Source organism: Bacillus sp. CDB3 (genome assembly GCF_002081505.1).
Taxonomy (GTDB): domain Bacteria; phylum Bacillota; class Bacilli; order Bacillales; family Bacillaceae_G; genus Bacillus_A; species Bacillus_A cereus_AT.
In genome coordinates, this window is sequence record NZ_ALBR01000076.1 from 1 (window position 1) to 25,376 (window position 25,376).

Consider the following 25,376-nt stretch of genomic DNA (forward strand, 5'->3'; position numbering starts at 1 on the left):
TTGTTCTTCTAATTCTTCTGTTGTTTCCCAATTTTCTTCTAGCGTTTCTTCTTTACCTTCGTGTATCTTCACATTTGTAATGTCATATCCATTAACTTTCGATTGATATCCCGATACTGGTTGTTCTTTCACTTCATACTTATAAGCTTTTCCTGCAGAATCAAATACTCGTAAGTTTTCAAACTCATATTTCCAATCACTTGTTTCCGTTACTTCTTTCGTTTCAATTACTTTACCATTTTGTATTAAATCTACTTTAATTGCTTTTGGACGATCATTTACTTTGTCGCCTTTCCACGTTTTCGTTCCTGCAATAGATGTAGTTGCATTTAAATCCCCTTCAGCGCCACCTTCAGCTGTAATATTTTCAACTTGGGCAACTTGTGAATCAGAAACTGGTTCATTATCTGCTACCTGATATTCAATCGCATACTTATTTTCCAGTTTATTAATTTTCTTTCCATTCTCTGTTATATCAGCTTTGTAAGAAATCGAAAACCTAGTACCATTAGCTTTGTCTTTATTGAAAATAGCTTTAAGAGTCATATCATTCACAAACTCTATTGTTCCATATCCTTGACTCTCAAAATCTTTTAATGAAAGTGATTTTTGGCCTGCTGCATTATCGATACTGATAGAAAAGCTATCTTTATTAAATTTTTGGCCTTCTTGCAGACTATCGGATAACTTAATGTCTGTATTTAAAACTTCTTTGTTATAATTGACCATTAAAAACCAACGGACCTCATCAGTATTATCTGGTTGAATATCCCCAGCTTTATAAGAAAATGGCCCTTTATGATTTTCTCCACTACCTCCACCACTGCTTGGTCCAGTAATCGTTACTTTTTGCATTTCTAAATTTGTTCCTAGGTTAGTTTGAATTTCTTTCTTTTGATCTGTTTCCACATTTGTAGCTTGAACATTTATAGTAAAGTATCCTCTAATATTATTACGCGTACTTACTTTTTCATTAAATATACATTTTGCAACACCTGCGGATACTTCACAAACACCATAATCATCTAATGGTATTTTCCCATTAAATCCTTTAAGTTCTGGAGGCAATGTTAATGTCAATACATCTCCAGGCTGTAGCTTATAACCATCTTTTTCACTAAAATTGACATTGATTTTAGTTCTTTCTCCATAATATAAATCTGTTTTTTCAATGTTAAAACTATCTACAAATCCCATTGCATTTAACTCTTGTGCTTTTGCAATTGTTGGTACTAAGCTTTGAGCCATAACAACCACAAAAATTAAAAAAGTTGAAATCCATTTTTTTGAATTAATATTCATATTTCCTCCTATTATCATTAAATAATTATTGCTCCTTGCTACAACAATCGAACGAACTTACACTCCCCTCCTTAAAAATATCGCAACAAAAAGTTTTATATAAACTCCTTTTAAAAATATTAAAAAAGAGTTTTTCCTTTTCTTATCCTTTAATGCATAGCATTCTGAACTAGTAATTAAACACATTAAGTGAATTGATTCTATACGATTGTATAGACAACTTACTCTCCAAATTGATAACACCTCTCTAATTAATTAGAGAGGTGTTATCAACGTAATTCTAGCTATTCAAACATAAAGGAAATAATAAAAACTAGTTATTTTACTTCATTACAATTTTAATCATTTATAAAAACAAAAAACGGACCGAACCGTTCGGTCCGTTTTTGATTCTACCATTTGTTCTACACTATTACAATATTATTCATTAAAATACCTTTGAATATTTTAATGTAATCTCTATTTCACCAAAATAATTCTCCATATTCACTGACTTGTAGGATAGTACTACTTTTCATAAATAATTGCTATATAGCCTTTTATGTTCCCAAAAGCACACAGATCCAACGCATTTTCTTCTTTATTATTTAACAATTTTGATTACTATTCCTCAAAAGATAATTTTATCCTTAAAATCATTTTTACATAATAACCCCAAAAGATATATATTTACTCCTATACACACTATTTATTATGTATAGGAGTAAAAAATACAGAATCCATTATATTTACAAGCTTGTAACTTGCTTTAAATAAATATGTATATAATAATATGTAAGTGACGTTTACTTCTTGTAGCATGAGAGCAGAAAAAACTTATGGCTTGCTATACATTTATCATTTTAGAGTAAACATATATAACAACAAATAATCTAAAAAAACTAATTTTGAGAATATAAAAAATCCAAAAAAAGATTAATAATTTTAAATTTGAGAGGTACATTGATTATGGTTAAAGTAGATAAGGTAAAAGAAACAATAATTGAAAAATCTGTATATCTATTTAACACGCAAGGGATTTCCCGTACATCAATTCAAGATATAATGGATGCTACTTCTCTGCCTAAAGGTGCTATTTATCGACGTTTTAAAGGTAAAGAAGAAATTGCATTGGCTGCATTTCATAAAAGTGGAGAAATCATATGGAAATATTTTTATGAAGCTATAGAAAATAAAGAGAAAGTCATCGATAAAATCATTGCTATTTTCCTTGTATACCAAGATGCAGCCAACAACCCTCCAATCCCTGGCGGGTGTCCTTTACTTAATGTTGCAATTGAAAGTACAGATGTCTTTCCTGAGTTACATATGGCAGCTGCAAAGGGATATGATAATACAGTAGCACTAATGGAGTCTCTTATTAAAGAAGGAATAGAAAAAAGGGAATTTAATGATGATATAGAGGTTCTATCACTTGCTTCTTTTCTTTCTTCTTCTATGCAGGGAGCTATTATGGCTAGTCGAGTATCAAAAAATAATATACACCATCATTATTTTCTAGAACAAATAAGACAACTTCTTAATTCATATTCAATTTAAAAAGAGACACAACATATATATTATTAAAATTAAGATGGTTCAAGTCGTAAGAAGGCACCTGATGGTGTCTTTTCTTCCATCTTCAATGGAAGGAGCTATTATGGCTAGTCACTTGTTCAATAAAATAATGAATACTATCATTATTTTATTGAACAAGTGAAATATCTTCTGACTTCTTATTCTCACTTTACATCAAGTTGTAGTTGACCGCCTATCTCTGAAATAGAGTAAAACGACTACATTTTTAAAAGTAACAAGTTAGAAACACTATACATGTCCATCAACTTAAGGATATAAACTACTACAAAAAGTATAAAACGTTATTCTTTCTATATAAGTTAGAGAGAATAACGTTTTTTGTAATTGAGGGTATTATAAAATCTCTTAAGTTGTCGATGCCTTTTTATTTAAACTTCAACCGATTGATTTTCAGAAATATTTCGAAAACGTCGTTTATGCATCCATGTTAACGAAGCAATTGTACCTAGTGATAATAAAACGATAAAGATCATTAATATCCCTATATTTTGCCACATGAAGTTATAATCCCCGCTCGATACGACTGCTTTAAATCCTGATACAGAGTATGTCATCGGTAACCAAGCATTAAAGTGTTGTAAAAACTTCGGAATTAATTCTAGTGGAAATGTTCCAGCACTAGTTGTAAGCTGCATAATTAATGTTAAGATAGCGATGAAACGCCCTGCATCACCAAACGCTGTTACTAAACATTGAATTAATGCGATGAACGCTAAACTTGTAACGATGCTAAAGAGTATGAAATATGGAATGCTTTGTACTTCTACACCTAATCCGAACAGTAATATGACATCTGCTACTATTGCTTGAATAATACCGACTGATAGTAAAACGCCGAACTTACTAATAAACCAACTAAATCCTGATTTCGGAACACCAACTGTATCGCGTAATGGGTATACGATAGATAATAGTAATGCCCCAACGAATAAACCGAGTGATAAGAAGTACGGTGTAAATCCTGTTCCGTAGTTTGGAACTTCCGCCATTTTCTCTACCTTTACTTTTACAGGACTTGCAAACATATCATACGTTTTATCCGTTCCTTTTACTTCCCCTGTTTTTTCTGCACCTTCACCAAGTTTCTCAGCAAGTTCACTAGATCCATCGTTTACTTTTACGAGTCCGTCTGTCACTTTTCCTGAGCCGTCTGTTAGTTTATTTACGCCTTCGATTAGCTGGGTTGAGCCAGTTGACATTTTATTTAGACCACCATTTAGAGTACCTAAGCCAGTTGTTACTTTACCCGATCCATCTGCTAATTGATTTACGCCGCCTATCATTTGGTTTGTTCCTACAGATAATGTACCTAAACCGCCTGTCACTTGGCTTGAACCATCTACTAATTGATTTACACCACCTGCCATTTGATTTGCTCCTGCAGATAATGTGTCTAAGCCACCTGTTACTTTACCCGATCCATCTGCTAATTGATTTATCCCATCAATTAATTGACCGGATTCGTTTTTAAATTTATTTGCGCCTTCTTTAGCAGCATTTAATTTCTTACCAAATCCTTGGAAATTTTCAACAAATCCTTTTTGTGCGCTGGCTAATTTCTCAATACCATCCGTTAAAGATTGCAATCCCGCTGTATTCGGTAGTTTGTTTTGCGCATCACCTGTTGTTTGATTTATTCCAGCTTTTAATTGTTTTACTTCTTCATTTAATTTATTTGTTCCACCTGCTACTCCAATGGCTTTCTGCTGAACTGTCGCTGTACTTTTTGCCGCATTTGCTATATATGGTTGTAGCTGCTCTTGATATTCTTTTGGTAAACTCTCGATTTGCTTTTGCAAATTAGCTACATCTTGCGCTGCAGTTTTTGCATCTCCTGCTGTTGATTGAGTGAATTCATTTAACTGACTTACATTTTCTCCAGCTCCATCTATTTTCTCATTTAACGTATTTAATATAGTAGGAACTTTCGACTGCATTTCCCCTAAATTTTTCACTGTACTATTTAACTCTTGCAAACCCTTTTCAATTTTTTGAGAATATCCTTCTAATTCACTTTGTCCGCCAGCAAGTTTTTCCATACCGGTTGATAATTCATTCGTTCCTGTTTTTAATTCACCTGTTTTACTTACTAATGTATTTAAACCTGCTGTTACTTTCTGAGATCCATCTTGTAATTTCCCTATACCTGTCTGCATCTCACCTGTTTTGCTATTTAACGTATTTAAACCTGCTGTTACTTTCTCGGATCCACCTTGTAATCTACCTATACCTGTCTGCATTTCGCCTGTTTTACTATTTAATGTATTTAAACCTGCTGTTACTTTCTCGGATCCATCTTGTAATTTATTAGATCCATCTGCTAATTTCTGAACTCCATCTTTCATTTCTCCAGACTTCCCTTGAAGTGTATGAAGGCCATCCGTCACTTTACTTGAACCATCATGCAACTCACTAGCTCCATCATGTAACTTATTTGCCCCGTCCGCTCCATCTGCTAATCCTTTTGAGACGTCTTTAATAGAATCAAACATTTTCTCTGCATATGTTTTCGTTAACGTGCTTGATACTTCACTTTTAATTTTTTCAATGGCTGTTCCGCCAATTTGTGAAGATAAGAAGTTCAAACTTTCATTTGGAATATATTCTAAGTTCAATGGTTTCGGATCGTCTTTTAATAACGTTGTAGCGTTACTTGAGAAGTCATCTGGAATACGTACTAACATGTAATACTTTCTGCCTTCCATTCCCTCTTTCGCTTCTTTTTCACTTACAAATTCCCATTTAAAACTTTTATTATCTTTTAAGTTATCAATGAGCCCTTTTCCGACCTCAATTGGTTTCCCATCAAGTTCTGCACCTTTATCTAAATTGACTACTGCAACTGGTAAGTCATCTAGCTGTTCATACGGATCCCAAAAAGCCCATAAAAACATACCCGCATATAAAATCGGTACAAATAAAACCGCAATGATTGGGATTAATATTTTTTTACTTTTTATAATCTCTGCAAATTCTTTGCTAAGTAACTTATGCCATTTCATAATTTATCCCCCTTTTTAAAAATGACCAAAATCAATATTCGGTCATTTTCATGCAAATAAAAAGGCTATATTCTGTTCATACATATGCCTCATCCCCAAATTTATACTATGCAACTTTTCCTCATTATGAAATTTCTTTTTCTATTCCTCCCCTCAATTAAACTTATGACCATTTCGTTCAATCAGTCATTTTTTATAATAATAAAAGGATTATCTTAGTTTGACAATCCTTTTAATAAATAAAGTTCAAATAATTCTGCAATTTTTTCTTTTTCTAGCGGTTCATGATTTTTTTCCCAATCAAAAATAAGCGATACGTATAGGCGTAGCATAATAAATGCTGTAATTTCTGGATCACATTTGCTAATTTCACCTTTTTCAATTGCAATCTCTAAATAAGATTGAATGACAGAAACGATTTCCACATCTACTTGTTGCATCACTTCTTGTACTTCTTTCGTTCCCATATCACGCTCTTCTTGAATTAATTTAATCATGAGCTGATGGTCTTTTCTAAATTCTAATATGCTATATAATGCTCTATGTACATTTTCAAAAAATGAAATATCTGAACGAATCGCATTTTCTGCAACTTGCTTCATTTCTGTAATTAAATTAGAAATAATTTCGCCAAATAGTTCTTCTTTATTTTTGAAAAAAGTATAAATTGTTCCTTTTCCTACATTCGCTAACTTCGCAACTTGATCCATCGTCGTCGCCTTATAACCGAATGCTGAAAAAGACTTTGTTGCAGCTTCAATAATAGAACGTTTTCGATCTATCGCCACATCATCACCTCCAAAAAATGACCAATTGGATAATATAGTAAATCAGTACATATTTGATATTACCACACGCTTACATTCTATACAAGTTCTCTTTTTAGTTATTCCCAGTATAAAAACATTCCAGTCAATGTATATAATACTGTCATAGTGTATCAGAAAAAAAGGAGAAAGGAAAAGATGTTCTTCAGATATAATTTTTATGAACACCTTTTTCTTATTTCAGCGTAGAAAGCGTAATTTTGTCTAAACTAGAATTCCATATGCCCTCTCTTTTCCTTTCACTCTAACAATCTTCTTCTACAGTTAAACCTTACTTAGCAACAACAAAATTCCTCTTTTTCTAATAACCACATAAAAAAACAAGAAAATCCTTACAATTAATAGTAATATAGAAAGTAGACAGATTGATAAAAATAGTGGAGGCTTTTTCAGTCATGATGCGTGCACTTCGTTTAAATATAAAGCAAGCTTTTTGTAATCGTGTTTCTTTAATTATTATGTTTAGTGGATTAGTTCTTATTTCTATTTATCATTATTATTATGTAATTCGTTATTTAGGAGACGCAACGAACGAGACTATGGCAACTGCTTTTAAATGGATCGGGTTTCGTGATAATGAAATGGATGTTTATTTATTATTACTTCCTGTTATTGCAAGTTTACCATTTAGTACAAGTTACAATTCCGATAAATCCGATGGTTTCAAATCTTTTATAAGTAAGGAAATTTCCCTATTCTCGTATTCCTTTACGAAGTATATCGTTACATTTTTCTGCGGTGGATTTCTTTATACTTTACCGTTCATTCTTTCTTTATTACTTTGCAAATTAACAATTCCAAATGGAGATCCCACCGTTGGTACTAGCATGATAAACGGCAACGGAATGTTCGCAGAGTTATATTTCTCTTCTCCCATCACTTATATTTATCTATATATTGGGATTAATTTTTTATTCGCTGGTTTAATGGCCCTCTTAGGTTTAGCAGCGTCCACATGGTCACAAAAGGATTACATGGCACTTCTATTTCCATTTGCAGTTACTTCCATTCCTTTCGTCCTACTAAATACAATGTTCCCTACAATAGGTGGAGCACCTATTCACTTATATGATCCGAAACAACCATTACACGGGATGTCACCATACATTTTACAATGTACATTTTTCTTCCTTGTCAGCTTATTCATGTACATAAAAGGATTACAACGGGATAAAAAAAGATATATGAGAAGACTTCAAAAACGAGATCGGTGTAGAAAAGCTTTTCAAGCAATTTCAGACTAAGTGATAAAAACGAATAAGAGCGTAATTCCCTATGTGAGATGGGAATTACGCTCTTATTCGTTTACATGTATCAAATGCATACTTTCACTACTCATCTAATCACCTATTCTTTTACGGCGTACCAGCCAATCCCCACAAAATAACAACCGCCGCAAAATAAATTGCTTTAATAGCTACCACTAAACATAATGAAATAATTGCATATTTACTTAATTCTCTTCTTGCACCTACTAAAGTAAAAATAACCGCCAAACTAAACGTTATATAGGAAGTTGCTGTATTTATTAAGTAATACATACTATCTAAATTCTGGGTAAGCCCTGTTATATCGGCTACAAACTGAAGCATGACGATCGTACTAAAAAAAATTGCAAGCTGATTCATTAATTTCCCATTTATTCGTGCTTGCATCGCTGACCATCCCTCTATCAAAAACTAAATATTCGATTAATTTTATCGTGAATTTTATAAAAAGGGGTATCTATATATAATCTCCAGTAATTAGTTATATTCTCTTTTTTAAATAAAATGATCAACAATTTAAACCGAATTAAAAATTTACAATATCGTAAAAACATTTTTTCCAGTTATGATTTACATATGGATAAACATAAATAGTCCACATTACCTCGGAAAGGGGCGTTTTGATCATGCAACCTAAAATTCATACTTGGAAAAGTTATATGTTTTTAACCTTTAGCCTATTCAGTACTATTTTAATGTTTTCACTTGTTCCTGTCTTAGATCGATTTGGTCCCAATACAGTTACTCCTATGACGTACGCAATATTATGCGGAACCATTTTATCTATAATAATGGCTATCATTTCATTTATTAGTCCTTCTGAAAAGAAAGTGTTACCTATTATAGCTTTAGTGGTCACTCTTTTGAATATTTTACTTATTAGCTCTGTTCTCTTATTTGGCTACCTTTTTACTAAATAAGCATATAACATTAGCAATTGGAGGTATTTCATTATGCAACCTAAAAAGAACGCTTAGCTACCTAAGCGCTCTCCTACTTTAATAAGCCTTCTTCAAATCAATTTGAGCAAGTACTGGATCGTGGTCACTTACACGCCCATGTTCTTTCATAATGTTTGAGTTTAAGTGTACTGGGTCTACAATTGTGTGCGGTGCGATGTTATTTGTTACTAAAATATGATCTAACACTTGTGCGTTACCTTCATGAATGTACGTGTAGCGATTCTCTTTCGGCACTGTGTTTAACATATCTTGTAATATCGTTCCTTGCAGTGCTTCTAGTGGTTTAGAGAACTCGAAATCGTTCATATCACCTAATACAACAACTGGTGCATTCGTATTCTTTTTCTGAATACCTTGTACGACTTGATTCACTTCTTGTGCTAATTGAACTCGTTTTTCTTCACTCTTTAATACGAGCGGCTGCACTTTTCCAAATGGTGTTGCATCTCCTAGTTTTGAGTTTAAATGATTTGCAACGACAACGATGTTTTGTCCTTGGAACGTAAATTCTGCCGCTAACGGTTTACGTGTACTTTCAAATAAAGGATTTTCGTCTCCAATACGAACAACATTTTTATCAAGTAACTTCGGTACTGTCGCTAATTTCACACGTGATGGGTTATAGAAGAAACCGACGCGAATATTAGCTCCAGGTGCTCCCCCGTCTTGATTGTTGCTTGGCGCAATTTCTACATACTCATACTTCGGTCCACGAATTTCTAATACAGCATCAATGATACGTTTTGCGCTTAAAGATGCATCAGTCGTACCGTCATTGATTGCTCCATTATTATCTTGCATCTCTTGTACACCGATAATATCAGGCATTTTTAAATTATATTTAATAGAATAAGCTAACGCTTTTACTTTTTCATCTGTTGTTTCTTTTTTGTTCGCTGAGAAGTTTTCAATGTTATATGTAGCAACTGTTAACTTATCAAGACGCGGCTGAATATTTGCCCCTACTTGCTTAAATCCACCGTCTACTGCAGATGGTAATTCCGTTACTGGCGAAATGCGGTATGAACCGTAGTCATATCCTACTACTCCCGTTATATCTCCAGTGAACGTATCGCCTACTTTCGCGACATAATCACGCGGTACTTTTACAGAAAGGCGCTCTGGATTTAATTGCTCTTTATCTAATAAAGGTGTACCATACTTCGTTACTACTTTATCTCCGCCATTTTTTACTGTTACATATAAATTACCGTTTTTCTGCGGAGCGATAATTTTTGGCGTTGGCATCGTAACGCGCATACCTTCTACACTTTCATAAAAATCGATTGCATCTTCATTTGGATCAAATAAACCGAATGCATCATTATCGATAATTTGATCAGGGATTTTCACACCGTTTTCGCCTAATACAATCGGTGCTGGTAAAGGTTGATCTTTTGCGATTACAGCAATGCGACTCGCCTTAATTTCCGTCGTCGTTAAGTCTGTTTCAAATCGCTCTGCATATCCAGGTCCAACATATTCTTCTACTTCTCCATCAACTTGAATAAGATCTCCTACCGCTACATTCGCATCTTTTTTGTATACATACATACCTTCTGAAGTAGCTGGATCATTATCCGGCTGATTATCTTCTATATAAAAACCATTTTTATCAAGCGCTGTTACAACGCCTTCCACATTGTATACTTTCTTCCCTTTGTAAGGAGAAATATGTGATTTGCCTTGAATATCATGAATACGAACCTGTTCATTATTTACGATAATAAATGAAAATGTTGAAATGGCTGAAGAAGTAAACCCTTCTTTTTCTGCGATTGCTTTCACTACACTATTTTCATTCACTATAATTTGTCCGTTATAACGAACACTTTTATTTGTAGGATTAGAGCCATCTAACGTATAGTAGATTGTTGCTCCTTCTGTGCTCGTTGTTAATGTTACCGCTGTTCCTTTCGCAACTTCTCCGCCGCCTGGTGACGCCACTACATCGCTAACACGGTTTTGTCCTTCCCCTTGAAACTTATGAGCTGTTACCGATTTTAAACCTGGGCTACTAAAATATAATTCAAGCGTCCCTGTTAAACTAACTTTCTTCCCTATATTTTCAGGATGATCTTTCACGTTTACTGCCGATCTCACATCGCCTTTTGGCAACTGAACAGGCATGATTTTGTCTGGATTCGTTTCGTTTGGCGAATCGGCAATTGCTACGTTTGTGTCATCAAACTTAGCCGGATCCTTCGTGTATTTAGAAGGACTTTGCGTATATCCAACAATATATCCTTCCACTGCCCCCTTCGTTTTCCCTTGCTGCTTAAATACTTGAATTGCTTTCTCTACTGACATAGAAGTAGTTTCTTCTGCCTGCGCTAAAGTCCCAGTAAATGAAAGCAATAGCAAGAATGATAAAAAGACACTTAACAGTTTCTTCACAGTTATTTTCCTCTCCCTATTTCATATTTTCTCAGCATGTCTATCATAACAAATGATTCGTTATATAGAACTATATTCCGACAAGTTTTACACAAAATTTATTTAATTTACAAGTTTTCAAACTATAACACAAAATAACTTATATAGGTTTATTAACTAACAGGTATTTTATTCAATAAACAAACCGCCTTCAATCTAATTGAAGGCGGTTTGTTTGGAATATTTTAATTTGCGACTAATTCAGTCTCGATTACTTTCTCTAAATGAGTTAGCACACACTTTGCAGCTCTCTCACCTTGTTCAATGCAATCTGGAAGACCGGCACCAGCATAGGAGCTACCTGCCAAATACACACCTGGCAACTCACTCTCCATAAATGTTGTGAGCTTCTTCATTCGTTCTTTATGGCCTACTGTATATTGAGGCATCGCTTCTTTCCAGCGGCTTACAATTGTAAACTCTGGATCCTCTGTAATATCCATTGTCTTTTGTAAGTCCTCTAATACAAGCTGCACAATTTCTTCGTCCGTTTGTTCGACAATCGCTTCATCACCTGGACGTCCGACGTAACAGCGAAGGAGTGCTTTTCCTTCTGGCGTTGTATGTGGCCATTTTTTATGTGTCCACGTACACGCCGTAATCGTGTAATCACTATTTCTTGATACGACAAATCCAGTACCATCAATATCGCGCTGAATGGCAGACTTCGGGAAAGCAAGTGCCACATTCGCAACGGATGTAGATGGAATGTTACGGAAGAAACGAAACTGCTTATATTGCGCAAACATAGATGGTAACACTTTATGCGGAGCTGCGACTACAATCGCATCTGCTTCTAGTTCTTTTCCGTTACTAAGAGTAATCGTATAGCCATCACCAAGTTTTGCAACTTTCTCAATACGCGTTCCTTTTATTACCATATCATTAGGAATCTTCACTTCAAGAGATTCTACTATAGATTCTAAACCGGTTTTCACAGTTTTAAAGATTCCTTTTTTCACTTCAGCCTTCTCTTGCTTCGGAGCGAGCGTACGCATACCGAGTGAAATACTACGGTGCTCCTGTTCGATTTGATAAATTTGAGGGAATGTTGACATTAAACTCATTTCATCAATATCCCCTGCATAAATACCAGATAATAATGGCTCAATTAAATTTTCAACGACTTCATTCCCGAGGCGATGTCTGAAAAACTGCCCGAGTGATTGATCAGAAACTGGTTTTGACCTTGGCATTAATAAGTCAAAACCAGCTCTTAATTTACCAATTGGGGAGAACAATCCGGAAAATAGAAACGGCGTAATTTGCGTTGGAATTCCCATCATTGATCCGCTCGGCATTTTATGTAACCGATTATTTACAAGGATAAATGATTGACCGGCCCTATTATTTACAAGTTCATCGCCAAGACCTAATTCTTTCACTAATTTAGCTGCACTCTCTTTTCTTGCTAAGAAAGAATCAGGACCACGTTCAATTGTAAATCCATCTTTTTGAACGGTTTGAATTTTCCCGCCAAGTTTACCAGACGCTTCTATAAGCAATGTATCTATCGGCAAGTTTTTTTCGCGAATTTCTTTTTGTAAGTAATACGCTGTCGATAAGCCTGTAATACCACCGCCGACGATCACAACTTTTTTCCTCAAGTAAGCTCCCCCTTTCTTCCTACAATACAGATTCTTTTTTCTTTAATACAACATCTGCTAAACAGTCAATAAATGCATCTGATGCATTTGGCATTTCTGGACGATAATATTTTGCGCCAATTTCATCCGTTACAACTTTACACTCAAAGTCATTGTCATATAAAACTTCTAAATGTTCCGCAACAAATCCAACTGGTGCATATACGAATGAACTGTAGCCGTACTTTTCATTTAGTTCTCTCGTTAAATCTTGTACATCTGGACCAATCCAAGGATCTGGTGTATTTCCGGCACTTTGCCAGCCAACTGCATAATTTGCTACTTCAGCGCCTCTTGCAATATAGTCCGCTGTTTCATTTAGTTGATCTGGATATGGATCGCCCAGTGCGATGATTTTTTCTGGTAAGCTATGTGCAGATACGATTAACACAGCTTTTTCACGTTCTGCTTCTGGCATACCGTTATATATACCTTTCACTGCATCGACCCAATACTGAATAAATTTCGGTTCTTTATACCAGCTATCAATGCCGTGAATTGTTAAGTTTCCAAGTTTTTCTGCTTCTTCTTGCGCTCGTCCTACATACGACTTCACGCTAAAAGTAGAATAATGAGGGGCAAGAACGAGTGCAATTGCATCTTCTATTCCATCTTTATGCATAGCTTGTACTGCATCTTCAATGAACGGTTCGATATGTTTTAAGCCAAGATACATGTTGTACTCTACTTCATCTTGCATTTCATTTAAACGCGTCTCTAACTTTTTAGCTTGCTCTAATGTAATAGTAGCTAAAGGAGAAATACCACCAATTGCACGGTAACGCTCTGTTAAATCTTCTAGCATTTCAGGACTTGGCTTTCTTCCTCTGCGAATATGTGTATAGTAACGTTCAATATCTTCTTCTTTATATGGCGTTCCGTATGCCATTACAAGCAAACCAATTTTCTTTTTCATACAGCCAATCTCCTTTACTTCGCTAACTGTTCTTTAGAGTACTCATGAATAAATGTAGTTAATCGTTTTAATGTATCTGGATTTACTTCTGGGAATACACCGTGACCTAAGTTAAAGATATAACCTGGCTCTTTCATCCCTTGATCTAAAATACCTTTTACATGTTCTTCAATAACAGACCATGGTGCTAGTAAGAACGAAGGATCCATATTTCCCTGTACCGCCTTATGAACACCACGTGCGCGTGCTTCTTCAATCGGTAAGCGCCAATCTAAACCTACTACATCAAGAGGTAAGTCGTGCCATTCATTCACTAAATGTGCAGCACCTACGCCGTGCATAATCATTGGAACACCCACCTTACGAACTTCTGCAAAAATACGCTCCATCGCTGGTTTAATAAATATACGGTAATCCGCTACATTTACTGTTCCAACCCAAGAATCGAAAATTTGAACTGCTTTTGCTCCTGCGTTAATTTGCGCTTTTAAATATGTAATAACCATATCTGCAAGCTTATCCATTAAAGCAAACCAAGCTTTCGGCTCTGCATACATGAACGCTTTCGTATTATGGTAGTTACGAGAAGGACCGCCTTCAATCATATAGCTCGCTAACGTAAATGGAGCTCCTGAAAAACCGATTAACGGTACATCTAACATTTCTGTCGTTAATAAACGAATTGTATCTAGTATGTAAGGTACGTCATCTTCTGGATTGATTTCCCCTAATTTTTCTACATCTTGTAAAGAACGGATTGGATTATCAATTACTGGGCCAATACCAGATTTAATTTCCACATCAACACCAATTGCAGGTAGTGGTGACATAATATCTTTATAAAGAATTGCTGCGTCTACGTTATATTGATCAACTGGCAACTTTGTAACATACGCGCATAATTCTGGATTATGTGTAATTTCAAATAAAGAATATTTCTCTTTTATCTTTCTATATTCCGGCTGCGAACGACCTGCTTGACGCATATACCATGCTGGTACATACTCTGTACGTTCCCCCCTACATGCTTTTAAAAATGTCTCATTTATAGTTCTTACCAAGACCCTAGCTCCCTTCCTTACCAACGCTTTTTCTTTAAATACGCTCTATTCCGATATTTATCTTTTTTTACTATACAGCTTGTAAAAACAAAATGCATAACATTATGTACGTTGTTCATTAAATTGACACAAATGTTCGTAAAACCGCTTACTATTTTCACAACATTCTTATTATAGCACAGAGAAAAACTACGGTTTAGCTACTTTTGACTTTTCTCCTTCACGGTTCGTTTGTGTGTTAAATGGTACAACGTAAAAACTCGGTTTTGAGAATATGTTAATAAACTTTTCCTCATATTTCCCAGCTCCTTTTACCGTCCCAACGTGAGTATGAATTCCTTTTTCAACTTTATAAATCCGGTACATAATTCGCTCATCAGGAAGCGGCGTCCAGCTTAGTTTCATCGCAAATAAACCGAAAGGACTAAATACTAGTTTTGCTTCCACGTTTTGAATCTTATCTAAACGAATTGGCAGTCCAATTGTTTCAACACCTTTTGGCCTATGAAAACTCGCTTTATCTTGTATGTTTGCTTTCGTTAAAATCTTTTTAAACAACATCGTTGCAGATGCATTTCCATCTTGTAATTGATGCTCTTTATCGGTGCGGTCATAGCCAATCCAAACTGCCCCTACTAAATTCGGTGTATATCCAACAAACCACATATCGCGCACGCCCCGGTCATCATTCGGCAATGAAGTTGTGCCTGTCTTTCCAGCCAAAGCTCCATTATATACACCAGCTTTCGCCGTACCTTCTTTCACAACTCCTTCCAGCATCTTTGTCATGTACCATGCCGTTTGCTTTGAAAAGACTTTCGTTTCAGCCTTTGATGATTCTCCAATAACTGCACCGTGTCTATTTAACACTTTATCAATAACGTGCGGTTCAATAATATTCCCGTTCGCTAAAAAAGAGCGGTACATTTTTACAAGATCAAATGGAGAAACACCATTTTTAAGCCCGCCAAGTGCCGTGCTTAAACCTGAGTCCGCAATATGAACATTTCCTTTCTCTAAATATTGCTTTCCCTCATCTACCCCTAATTCATTTAATAAAGAGACAGCTGGCACATTTGCTGATTCTAATACCGCATCGTACATCGTCATCTCTTTCGTATACTCATGATTATAATTTCGAGGTTCATAGCCTTCAAACGAATTTTTTTCATTCGTTAATAAAGAATATGGATTATATTTTTTCGTCTCAAGTGCAGGTCCATATACGATAAGCGGCTTTAAAACAGAACCAGGCTGCCTTTTTGCAAAAACACGATTAAGCCCTCTCGGAACATACTCTCTTCCGCCAATTGCTGCTTTAATTCCGCCAGTTTGGTTATCCATTAATAAAAATGCACCTTGCGCCCCGTTTTCTTTACCAGGGAAATTTCTCGCATCTTGAAACTGGTTATATGCTACCTTTTGAATTTTTTCATCCATCGGTACGACAAACGTATACCCTCCGCGAAGCACTTCTTGATGAGACAAACCGTATAAACGTGCTGCTTCATCTATAACCATATCGATATACGGCATATATGCGAGTTCACGTTCATCTGCATTTTTATAAAGAGCGATTGTTTTCCCTTGATAACGAACACTATCTTCCGCTGTTAAATAGCCTTGTTTATGCATAAGTGACAAAACAAGATCACGGCGCTCTTTACTCTTTTCTGGAGATAAGTACGGTGAATAGCCATTCGGCGCTTTCGGAAGCCCTGCAAGCATAGCCCCCTCTTCTACTGTTAAATCTTCTACATTTTTATTAAAATACAACTTTGCTGCCGCTTGAATTCCATATGCCCCGTGGCCAAAATAAATATGGTTCATATACATTTCAAGAATTTGCTGCTTCGTATATTTTTGCTCTAATTGAAGAGAGATTGCGACTTCTTTCAATTTGCGCGTAAATGTTTTTTCACGAGTTAAAAAGACATTTTTAGCTAATTGCTGTGTAATCGTACTACCGCCTTCTACCTTCTCTCCAGCTAACGTGTCTTTATAAAGCGCCCGAAATATAGAAGGATAATCAATTCCTTGATGCTCATAAAAACGAGAATCCTCCACAGCAACAAATGCTTGCTGCACGTACTTTGGAATTTCTTCGATCGGCACAAGCTCTCTATTTTCTACATATAATTTCGTAATTTCTTTTCCTTTCTGGTCAACGATACGTGATGAAGAGTGGAAAACAAGCTGCTTTTCATCCATCATATAGCCACCAGCTAACACGATAAGTTTATAAAGTACAATTGCTACTACAAACGTTGCTAACCCGCCCAATAAAGTCCACTTTGCTTTCTTCATACATCGGCCTTCTTTCCAAATGATGGTACATTTATTATTTGAAAAAGAAGTATCTTTATGTATATAATCTTCGAAGTTTTTTAAGAGAATTGATATAATAGAGACAAACCATAAAGGGGGCATTAAAATGAAGGCTATTATTTCATACGAAACACCTCTAGAACAAGCACATTTCACTGCAAAAAATAACGAAAAAAATATGTTTTATAAAGAAAATACTGAAGAATCTGTAGAAGGATCACTTCAGTATGACGTACTAGACGCTGTTGGCGAATTTAACGGACAACCTGGCTACATCGTTTGTAACAACATTTCTGTAACAGACGAAGGTCGCCCTGTATTTGAAAACCGTTTTAAAAACCGCGCAGGCCTTATCGAAAACGAACCTGGCTTCCAAGCAATCCGCGTTCTACGCCCATTAAGTAACGATACATATGTCATCTTAACGATGTGGGAAACAGAGCAAAACTTTAAAGACTGGACAGAATCACGCTCATTCGAAAATGCTCATAAAAAACGCCCTGCACAAGCAGAAGGACAAGCTCCAGCGCATCCACATGCGGAACAGCAGAAAAGTATTTTCTCTCGTCCTTCATTCGTGACTACTTTTGATGTTTTAGTTTAATTAAAAAGTAGTACAACACCGGCAGTACGTGAAATTATATTAACGATTTCCCGAATATATCTATCACATTTTGAAATATATCAACGATTTAACGACAAAAAAGGAAACACCATTACACAGTGGTGTTTCCTTTTTCTTTATACCAATTATATATGCGAAGCGCTTCTTCTTTTCGCATATGCTTCACTTCATAACCATGTCCCGCCACCGCTACAGCAGCTGTACATAACTCGTCTTTCTTTTGAAAATAAGATTGATTGTATCCGACTACTTGAATATGCCTTCTTCGCATGATCCCTGTGTATTTCGCGAGACCTCGGTGCACCATTACTAACTGATTGTCTCGTATCATATATCCACCACTTTTATATCTAGCGTATGCAAGTAACGTAAATACGATAAATAGTGGTATCATGGTGAATAACGCAATATTTTGTTTAAAATATATACTCGCACCGGCGATCGGCACTGCGAGTACGGCACTTGTAATCCAGCCCATAATAATATAACGGCGCAATGCAGCCTTCGGTAAAGGAACGATTTTCTCTTCTACTTCATATGGCAACTGTAAATAGGCAAGTAACTGCTGTACATCTTTCTTCTTCATAAAAGGATGTAGCATCACTTCATTCCCTGCCGCTTCTATACTTTGAATGACTTCCACTTCGACAGAGCAATAACCGAAAGGCTGGCGGAGAATTCCTTCTTTCACAGTAATAGCTTGAATGCGATGTAATTTTAACACAAACTCTTTCTTATCAAATAACCCTTGAACGATGCGAATTTCATTTCCGTTTCGCTCTATTTTAAAGTTCGCATATTTTAACGCATAGCCAGCTGTCGAAACGACCCACGAAACCGCCATTAAAATCGCGGCCATAACGATTAATTCATATACACCGTTATCCATCACATACGCTTCTACTTTATTAATGAGCCACTTTGGAAGAAATTGATTAAACTCTGTGTAAATAAGAAGTAATCCAGAAAACACTAATCCGAATTTACCAGATGTAACGGATGCAACTAAAATTTCTTTCGTTGTTAACTGATACACCGTCTGACTTTCTTCTGCCACTGGCGTCTCTTCAGTCACAACGCTTCTTTCTTTATGTAATAAAGCAATGAGTTCCTTCGCTTCCTCTTCTTTAATACCCGCTAACATCACTTCTGGTTCAGTACCACCGCCCGCTACTTCTATATTTAACTTCGTAAGCCCCAGTATTTGATAAATAATGTTAGAAGACGTACTAATATTTTGCACACGATCTTTATTTAAATAACTTTCTTTCTTCACGAACACACCATGTTTTATATGTACAATATTATTTTCAACCCAGTACACTTTGAAATACCACTTTATAGCTGAGAAAATTGCCATAATAAATATAATAAACAAGATGAAAAGATAAAATAAATACCAAGGTTTCACTTGTTCTTCAGGTTTAAACATAACAAGGATAATAAGTGGAAATAAACTAGTAATCCTAATACCTAATAAAATCGTGATCGGATGTTGCCTCTTATACATCCTGATCACTCACTTTCGCAAGTTCCCCAATTTGTCTTTTCAGCTGTTCCGCCTCTTCTTTCGTTAAACCTGGAATACTATGAGAAGTTGCCGCTGTTGAAATGTGTAATTCTGCTAAATTATACTTTCTCATAATCGGTCCTTGTTCAATCGTAACGTGCTGTACGCGAATCATCGGAATAAGTACGCGCTTTACAACGAACATTCCCTTTTGAATCTCAATCTCTTCTTCATTTAATCTGTAACTATAATAACGCTGACGTAAATTTGGAAACACAAAATAATCAAGTGGGATAAATGTAATAGCTCCGGTTACTAATAGTCCAAACAACCAGCCCCACCAGTTAAAATTGATCATAAAAAAGAAATACGCAATTACGACTGCTAATATAACCGCCGCTCCAATTAAAGCGTGAATTCTCCACACTTTAAGCATATTAGAATGAATCTCTCTTTCTAACGGCTGCATCTCATCACTCCAATTATATGAATTTATTAATTATATATTAGCAGAAAATAAGTTTTTATATACAATTTTGTAAAATTATAGTTATCACATCGTATCGAGCATTTCTTTAAAATTCCCCTCATTAATGGAATACACCTGAAACTGAATGTAATCTATTTCATTCGTATTAGGACGAGCATATGGAAAAATGTTAAATTTAGAAGCAGATCTTCCTAACATATCTACAATCATTAGAGAAACGTCAATATATTCGAAGTCTACACGGAATACTACTGCTTCTCCCGTAAATTCATAATCTTTAATCGCGTCATAAGACTTATTCGCACTTATAAGCGTCACTTTTAGTAGTTGGTTTAAATTTTCTGGTTTGAAATTAATCATAGACATAACTCCTTTTCTTAATAAAACACTATGAAAACAGTGTAATCTTTTACTTTCATAGCTTCACACATTCATTATATTAAAAATAAAGCTAGTTTTTTATAAATTTTTTGATATAATTACTTACGGGAAACGGGAAGAATTTTGTCTTCCCTTGTGTTTTTATTTGCATCTAGTACTTTTGCTAGATGCTTTTTTTATACTAAAAAAGGTATCCTCCAATAAGAAGGATACCTTTTTACTTTCATTATCTCTGTTTTGTTGCTGTTAAAATCCCACTGATTAAATTTTCACTTTATTCACCGATCTTTACATTATGCTCCTTAGCCAAATTATTAAGATCCTGTTGATATTTCCGCATACCTTCTCTTCCTTTTGCTAATTTATCATTAGCTTGAGCAATGAGTCCTGTATCTTGTTTCTCTATAGCATCTAGTATAGTAACAAACCCTGATTGCTGTTCGTTAGCTGCCTTAATATATCCTTCATGAATCTTTGAAATCTCACTATTGTCCACTTTTATAGCCTCTAGCTTCTCTACAAAGTCCTTATACTCTGGAATAATTACATCTTGAAGTTCCTCATGTAGAGTTTCGTCATCCTTGTAATTACTTCCAGTTACACTTTCATAATCCTTTATCGCTTTTTCCTCCAAAGAAGCAAGAGGTTTTATATCTTTATTCATATACGTTAATAAATCTTCTTGAACTTGATCCTTACCACAACCAGTAAGGGCTAATAATAATAAACTTCCTATAATTACTTTTTTCATAAAAAATTCCCCTCTCCATGTCTAATTAACTACTATATTATGCCATCTTCATTAAATTTTATATATCTATATATATTTTTTTATAAATTTATTATTCAATTACTTATACAGTCACACATACTCCTTGTACTTGCTTTTTACAACTATTTCTCTTGTAAGTAACTTCAATTGTATATTTTTATGCAGTATAACACTTAAATATATTGGATACTTATCAGCATTATTCTCTCCAATTGTTTTTTAGAGTGTAAAGGCCATATTTAAAATACATCTGAAAAATTTTTAGCTAATAAAGTAATACTTTATTCAGGCTTTTAGAGGTTACTTACAAATTATCCAACAAAGCGATCGCTTTGTTTGCTCTATATAAGACGGCGCTAATTTTTTCATTACTACATAAGAAAATGTTATTACTCCTGTTGAATTGAGTAATAACATTTTTTATAAACTACTTAACAAATTTGCTTCCACTTCGCATCCTTCACATCTTCACTAGTCGGCTTTCTAACTGATTCAACAAAACATTCCTCGCAAGCACCAAATGCAATGAAATTTTTCTGTGCTTGCCTTAACGAAACTTCATTTGCTCCGCCTTCATAGTCATGATCACTAAACTGAACAGGATCATCTTCCCAATAACATATGTTACAAATTTCATATGTACCTGGTGGTTCTTCTTCTAATGTTTTATATCCGCAGCATGGACATGTATATTTCATTTTATCACTCCATTATTAACTTGTTTTTTCTCCAATATATTCCGGCCCACAAAGAATGTAACAGCGCAAATCATAGTTATCCCTATGAAATACATCGTTTCAAGAGTGCGAACTTCTTCATATGCAGCTGGAATTCCTACCATTACAGACACAAAGATAAAAACAATACTAAAAGCTAAAAGTAGATATAATAATAAAGATATAATATAGCTTAATTTAAATCGTAAAATGATACCTCTAAACAATAGCTCACCAAGAAGACACCCACCTAAAATAATAGGTACTCCGAAATACAATGTAAGGACTCCCATTTGCGAAGTAGATTGAATTACCTTTCCAAGTATGTTTGGCGAAGTCATCTCATCATTTTTTCCCATCCTATCATATAAATCAAGTGCCGTTGCTGAAATAAAGAAACTTAATATAGAAAATGAGTACGGAATTAAAAATTTGCTCACTCTCATTCACCTCACTTTTTTTCTTTATATATATTATTCATTATTTCCTATCATTTTTACATAAAAAAATAACCCTCTATGATAAAACATAGAGGGAAGAATTTCTATATAAAAAACCTATACCTTATCCTGAAGTGAACCCCGAAAACAGAACACATATCAAAACCCCTAAACCATCTGCTCCCTATATTCTTTAAGGTAGATGGTTTATATGTTTTATTAGAAAGTAGTACCTTCTTTTTTATAATATTCTTTTGAAATCTCTTCATAAAATGCTGCAGATGTCGTGTAAAAGTAAGGTATTGACCATAGGAAACCGATTCCAATAGTAATAATACTTAAAATGAACCAGCCAAGGAAACTTAAACATAGTAAAAAGTAATCCATTTTATGTCCATTCATCATACGGCGACTTTCGGTAATTGCTTGATTCGCTGTGTATTCTGGATGATCATTCAAAATAAAATACGTCATAGAATAAGAAAATGATTTAATAATACCTGGAATAATAAGAAGTAATGTCCATAGAATCAAATACACATTCATTAGTAAATATGTTAAAAACGATTTCATAAACTTACTTCCAGCGTTAAACCATCTAAATAAATGACCAATACTAGCATTATTCCCGCGAATTACATTTAAAACAAGGTAATAGGCACCCGTTGTTAACGGACCGATAATAAGCATTGCAATAATACTTACTGTAAGCGAATCACTTGCTTCTTTCCAACCCCAAAATATTGAGAAAACACCTGTGGTTAGAAGTTCAACAGCTCCAATAAGGATTCCAAGTAGTAAAGCTGCCCCTACTGCTAATCCCCATTTTCCTTTTAATGCATCAAGTGCTTCTCTTTTCAACTGACTTATCATATATAGCCTCCTAATATTTTTTTCTATATTAGTATACCATTTATATCAAAAATTCCACAGATTTTCCTGAAATAGAATTATACTACTTTTTTTGATATGTATTGATATATGTGCGCTGTAGCTGTACTAATATATGGATTAAGTCACTCATTTCTCTATAACAAAAAAGGCTTACCTTTCATAATAGGCAAGCCTTTTCAAATTAATTCTCACTTATTCTCTTCTTATACCAATCCTGCATTCTCTCCGCATCTTTTATTCTCGTATGCTCTAATTTATAATCCGATGATGCGTTAGAGAACTTATACGTACATAAATTTGCACGGCTCTGGAAATATGATTGTGTCTTTTCCATTGATTGGACGTGTCTTCTTCTAACAAGTCCTGTATATTTTCCGACACTGCGATATACAAGTGTAATTTGCTCTCCGTTTACACTGTAACCATTTGTTTTAAATGTTGCGTATCCAAGTGTAAAGATGAGGATCGCGAGCGGAATTAATGCCCACATGATGAAGTGCTTTTCAAAGTATATACTTATTCCAGTAAGCGGGATTGCTAGCATTGCGAAAAAGATTAAACTATCAATGAGATAGCGGCGCAATGCTGCTTTTGGTAATGAAATAATGTTTGCATTCATTTCATATGGTAGTTGTAAATGCACGAGTAACTCTTGTACACGATCTTTTCGAATAATCGGATGCAGTGTAACTTTGTCTTTCTCTTCCCCCATTCCCTTACTTTGAATGACTTCTACTTGCACAGCACAATAACCGAATGGCTGACGTAAAATACTTTCTTTTATCGTAATACCTTGAATACGGTGCAATTTTAGTACAAGTTCTTTCTTTTCAAGCAAACCTTGAGAAATACGAACTTCGTCGTTCTTTCGATTTACTGTGAAATCGCCATGTTTTAACGCATAGCCGATTGTGGATATAATCCAAGAAACGACTAGTAAAATAGCTACCATGTAAATCCAGCCATATATATCGTGGTCCATTACATAGGACTCTACGCTATTTTTAATCCATTTCGGAATATACTCATCCACTTGGTTATAAACGAAAAATATTAAAGAGAATAATAATCCAAATTGACCAGATGTAATAGACGCTAATAAAATTTCTTTCCAAGTTAACTTGTATTCTGTCGCTTGTTTTTCCTCTGTAACAATCTCTTTTTCTACTACTTCTTCTGATGTTCCTTCTACTTTCACTTCTGGAGTCGGCTCATTTAGTAAAGAAATAAGCTCCTTCGCCTCATCTTCCGTAATACCAGCTAAACTTACTTCTGCATCATCGCCTCCGCCAGCTGTTTCGATTTGAATTTTCTTTAAACCGAGCATTTGATATAACACGTTAGAACTTGTATTAATCGTTTGAACACGTTCTTTATTTAAGTAGCTCTCCTTCTTCACAAAGAGCCCTTGTTTCACATGTAATACATTATTTTCAACCCAGTATGTTGTGTAGTACCATTTTTCAAACGCTGAAAAGACGGTGAGTAAACCGAATGCAGCGGGAATTAAATACCAAAATGGAAACTTCCCATTTAAACTAAACATGAAAATAAGTAATGGTAAAAAATCTGTTATTTTTAATTCTAATAACATCGTGATCGGATGCTGCCTCTTATACATCCTCATCACTCACTTTCGCTAATTCTGCAATTCTCGTTTTTAACATTTCCGCTTCGTACATCGTTAAGCCTGGAATGCTATGAGAAGTTGCCGCTGTTGAAATATGTAATTCTGCTAATCCATGTTTTCTCATAATTGGCCCTTGTTCAATTGTAACGTGTTGTACACGAATCATCGGTACTAATACGCGCTTTACAACGAAAAGACCGTGCTGAATTTCAAGCTCTTCTTCATTTAATTGATAGCTATAATAACGTTGACGTAGTTTCGGGAATAAGAAGTACGAAAATGGTGCTAGAGCAACTGTTAACCCAACCATCACATACAAAATCCACGCCCACCAATCAAACTTTATCATGAGGAAAAGGTATACTAAGATGACGATAATACCTATCCCTTCTTCAATTACAGCACGAACTTTCCACACCTTGACCATGTCAGGATGAATTTCATTTTTCAATGGATCCATGTAACCACTCCAAATCTAGTAATCTAATATATGAATACTCTCAAACTATATTTTACATAACTTTACAGAAAATTGAAATTCAATTATCTTTTGTCTCAGGAATAAAATATCCGAACCAAAGTAACTACACGA

Annotated in this window: 22 protein-coding genes; 4 read left to right on the plus strand and 18 right to left on the minus strand. The window is 34.9% G+C overall.

Features of this window, described 5'->3' with window-relative positions:
• The coding region (locus CDB3_RS18865; protein ID WP_179139723.1) for a Cna B-type domain-containing protein at nt 1-1,302 on the minus strand (1,302 nt) is incomplete at its 3' end.
• 948 nt (nt 1,303-2,250) lie between these two features.
• Here CDB3_RS18865 and CDB3_RS18870 point away from each other — a divergent pair.
• Complete coding sequence (locus CDB3_RS18870; protein ID WP_128855548.1) at nt 2,251-2,841, plus strand: TetR/AcrR family transcriptional regulator; 591 nt, start codon at nt 2,251-2,253, stop codon at nt 2,839-2,841.
• A 407-nt stretch (nt 2,842-3,248) separates the two neighbouring features.
• On the opposite strand, the gene CDB3_RS18875 is transcribed toward CDB3_RS18870, so the two are convergent.
• Together CDB3_RS18875 and CDB3_RS18880 are read right to left on the minus strand one after the other, a co-directional pair.
• Nucleotides 3,249-5,882, minus strand: a complete 2,634-nt coding sequence (locus CDB3_RS18875) for a YhgE/Pip domain-containing protein (RefSeq protein WP_128855549.1) — start codon at nt 5,880-5,882, stop codon at nt 3,249-3,251.
• Between the two features lie 215 nt (nt 5,883-6,097).
• On the minus strand, nt 6,098-6,670 hold the full coding sequence (locus CDB3_RS18880) for a TetR/AcrR family transcriptional regulator (RefSeq protein ID WP_128855550.1): 573 nt from the start codon (nt 6,668-6,670) through the stop codon (nt 6,098-6,100).
• 434 nt (nt 6,671-7,104) lie between these two features.
• Here CDB3_RS18880 and CDB3_RS18885 point away from each other — a divergent pair, with 434 nt between their 5' ends.
• A complete protein-coding gene (locus CDB3_RS18885; RefSeq protein ID WP_128855551.1) occupies nt 7,105-7,953 on the plus strand; it encodes a hypothetical protein in 849 nt (282 codons plus the stop codon).
• Nucleotides 7,954-8,064: 111 nt separating this feature from the next.
• On the opposite strand, the gene CDB3_RS18890 is transcribed toward CDB3_RS18885, so the two are convergent.
• Complete coding sequence (locus CDB3_RS18890; protein WP_128855552.1) at nt 8,065-8,364, minus strand: hypothetical protein; 300 nt, start codon at nt 8,362-8,364, stop codon at nt 8,065-8,067.
• A 239-nt stretch (nt 8,365-8,603) separates the two neighbouring features.
• On the opposite strand from CDB3_RS18890, the gene CDB3_RS18895 reads away from it, so the two are divergent.
• Nucleotides 8,604-8,897, plus strand: coding sequence for a hypothetical protein (locus tag CDB3_RS18895; RefSeq protein ID WP_128855553.1), 294 nt, complete (start codon nt 8,604-8,606; stop codon nt 8,895-8,897).
• A gap of 78 nt (nt 8,898-8,975) precedes the next feature.
• Here the strand turns inward: CDB3_RS18895 and CDB3_RS18900 are convergent, their stop codons facing one another.
• From CDB3_RS18900 to CDB3_RS18920, 5 genes are all read right to left on the minus strand, one after another.
• On the minus strand, nt 8,976-11,342 hold the full coding sequence (locus tag CDB3_RS18900) for a DUF6359 domain-containing protein (protein WP_128855554.1): 2,367 nt from the start codon (nt 11,340-11,342) through the stop codon (nt 8,976-8,978).
• Between the two features lie 218 nt (nt 11,343-11,560).
• On the minus strand, nt 11,561-12,982 hold the full coding sequence (gene hemY / locus CDB3_RS18905) for a protoporphyrinogen oxidase (RefSeq protein ID WP_128855555.1): 1,422 nt from the start codon (nt 12,980-12,982) through the stop codon (nt 11,561-11,563).
• A gap of 19 nt (nt 12,983-13,001) precedes the next feature.
• Entirely contained in the window at nt 13,002-13,937 is a 936-nt protein-coding gene (hemH, locus tag CDB3_RS18910) for a ferrochelatase (protein WP_128855556.1), read from the minus strand.
• 14 nt (nt 13,938-13,951) lie between these two features.
• A complete protein-coding gene (hemE, locus tag CDB3_RS18915; RefSeq protein WP_128855557.1) occupies nt 13,952-14,998 on the minus strand; it encodes a uroporphyrinogen decarboxylase in 1,047 nt (348 codons plus the stop codon).
• A 189-nt stretch (nt 14,999-15,187) separates the two neighbouring features.
• Nucleotides 15,188-17,305, minus strand: coding sequence for a transglycosylase domain-containing protein (locus CDB3_RS18920; protein ID WP_128855558.1), 2,118 nt, complete (start codon nt 17,303-17,305; stop codon nt 15,188-15,190).
• A gap of 127 nt (nt 17,306-17,432) precedes the next feature.
• On the opposite strand from CDB3_RS18920, the gene hmoB reads away from it, so the two are divergent.
• Entirely contained in the window at nt 17,433-17,930 is a 498-nt protein-coding gene (gene hmoB / locus CDB3_RS18925; RefSeq protein ID WP_128855559.1) for a heme-degrading monooxygenase HmoB, read from the plus strand.
• Between the two features lie 112 nt (nt 17,931-18,042).
• Here the strand turns inward: hmoB and CDB3_RS18930 are convergent, their stop codons facing one another.
• The 9 genes from CDB3_RS18930 to CDB3_RS18970 form a co-directional block, all read right to left on the minus strand.
• Nucleotides 18,043-19,461 (minus strand): PH domain-containing protein, encoded by a 1,419-nt coding sequence (locus CDB3_RS18930; protein ID WP_128855560.1) that lies wholly within the window; start codon nt 19,459-19,461, stop codon nt 18,043-18,045.
• Entirely contained in the window at nt 19,454-19,930 is a 477-nt protein-coding gene (locus CDB3_RS18935; protein ID WP_128855561.1) for a PH domain-containing protein, read from the minus strand. Before CDB3_RS18935 ends, CDB3_RS18930 begins: the two co-directional genes overlap by 8 nt.
• 84 nt (nt 19,931-20,014) lie before the next feature.
• Entirely contained in the window at nt 20,015-20,311 is a 297-nt protein-coding gene (locus CDB3_RS18940; protein ID WP_128855562.1) for a protoporphyrinogen oxidase, read from the minus strand.
• 295 nt (nt 20,312-20,606) lie between these two features.
• Complete coding sequence (locus tag CDB3_RS18945; protein WP_128855563.1) at nt 20,607-21,083, minus strand: hypothetical protein; 477 nt, start codon at nt 21,081-21,083, stop codon at nt 20,607-20,609.
• Between the two features lie 452 nt (nt 21,084-21,535).
• Nucleotides 21,536-21,802, minus strand: a complete 267-nt coding sequence (locus tag CDB3_RS18950; RefSeq protein ID WP_128855564.1) for a CPCC family cysteine-rich protein — start codon at nt 21,800-21,802, stop codon at nt 21,536-21,538.
• Nucleotides 21,799-22,260 (minus strand): hypothetical protein, encoded by a 462-nt coding sequence (locus CDB3_RS18955; protein ID WP_128855565.1) that lies wholly within the window; start codon nt 22,258-22,260, stop codon nt 21,799-21,801. Before CDB3_RS18955 ends, CDB3_RS18950 begins: the two co-directional genes overlap by 4 nt.
• Nucleotides 22,261-22,479: 219 nt before the next feature.
• The gene (locus CDB3_RS18960) at nt 22,480-23,133 is read right to left on the minus strand and encodes a DUF975 family protein (RefSeq protein WP_128855566.1); all 654 of its coding nucleotides are present in this window, start codon (nt 23,131-23,133) and stop codon (nt 22,480-22,482) included.
• A gap of 202 nt (nt 23,134-23,335) precedes the next feature.
• A complete protein-coding gene (locus CDB3_RS18965; protein ID WP_128855587.1) occupies nt 23,336-24,775 on the minus strand; it encodes a PH domain-containing protein in 1,440 nt (479 codons plus the stop codon).
• Nucleotides 24,768-25,244 (minus strand): PH domain-containing protein, encoded by a 477-nt coding sequence (locus tag CDB3_RS18970; protein WP_128855567.1) that lies wholly within the window; start codon nt 25,242-25,244, stop codon nt 24,768-24,770. Before CDB3_RS18970 ends, CDB3_RS18965 begins: the two co-directional genes overlap by 8 nt.
• Nucleotides 25,245-25,376 lie beyond the last annotated feature (132 nt).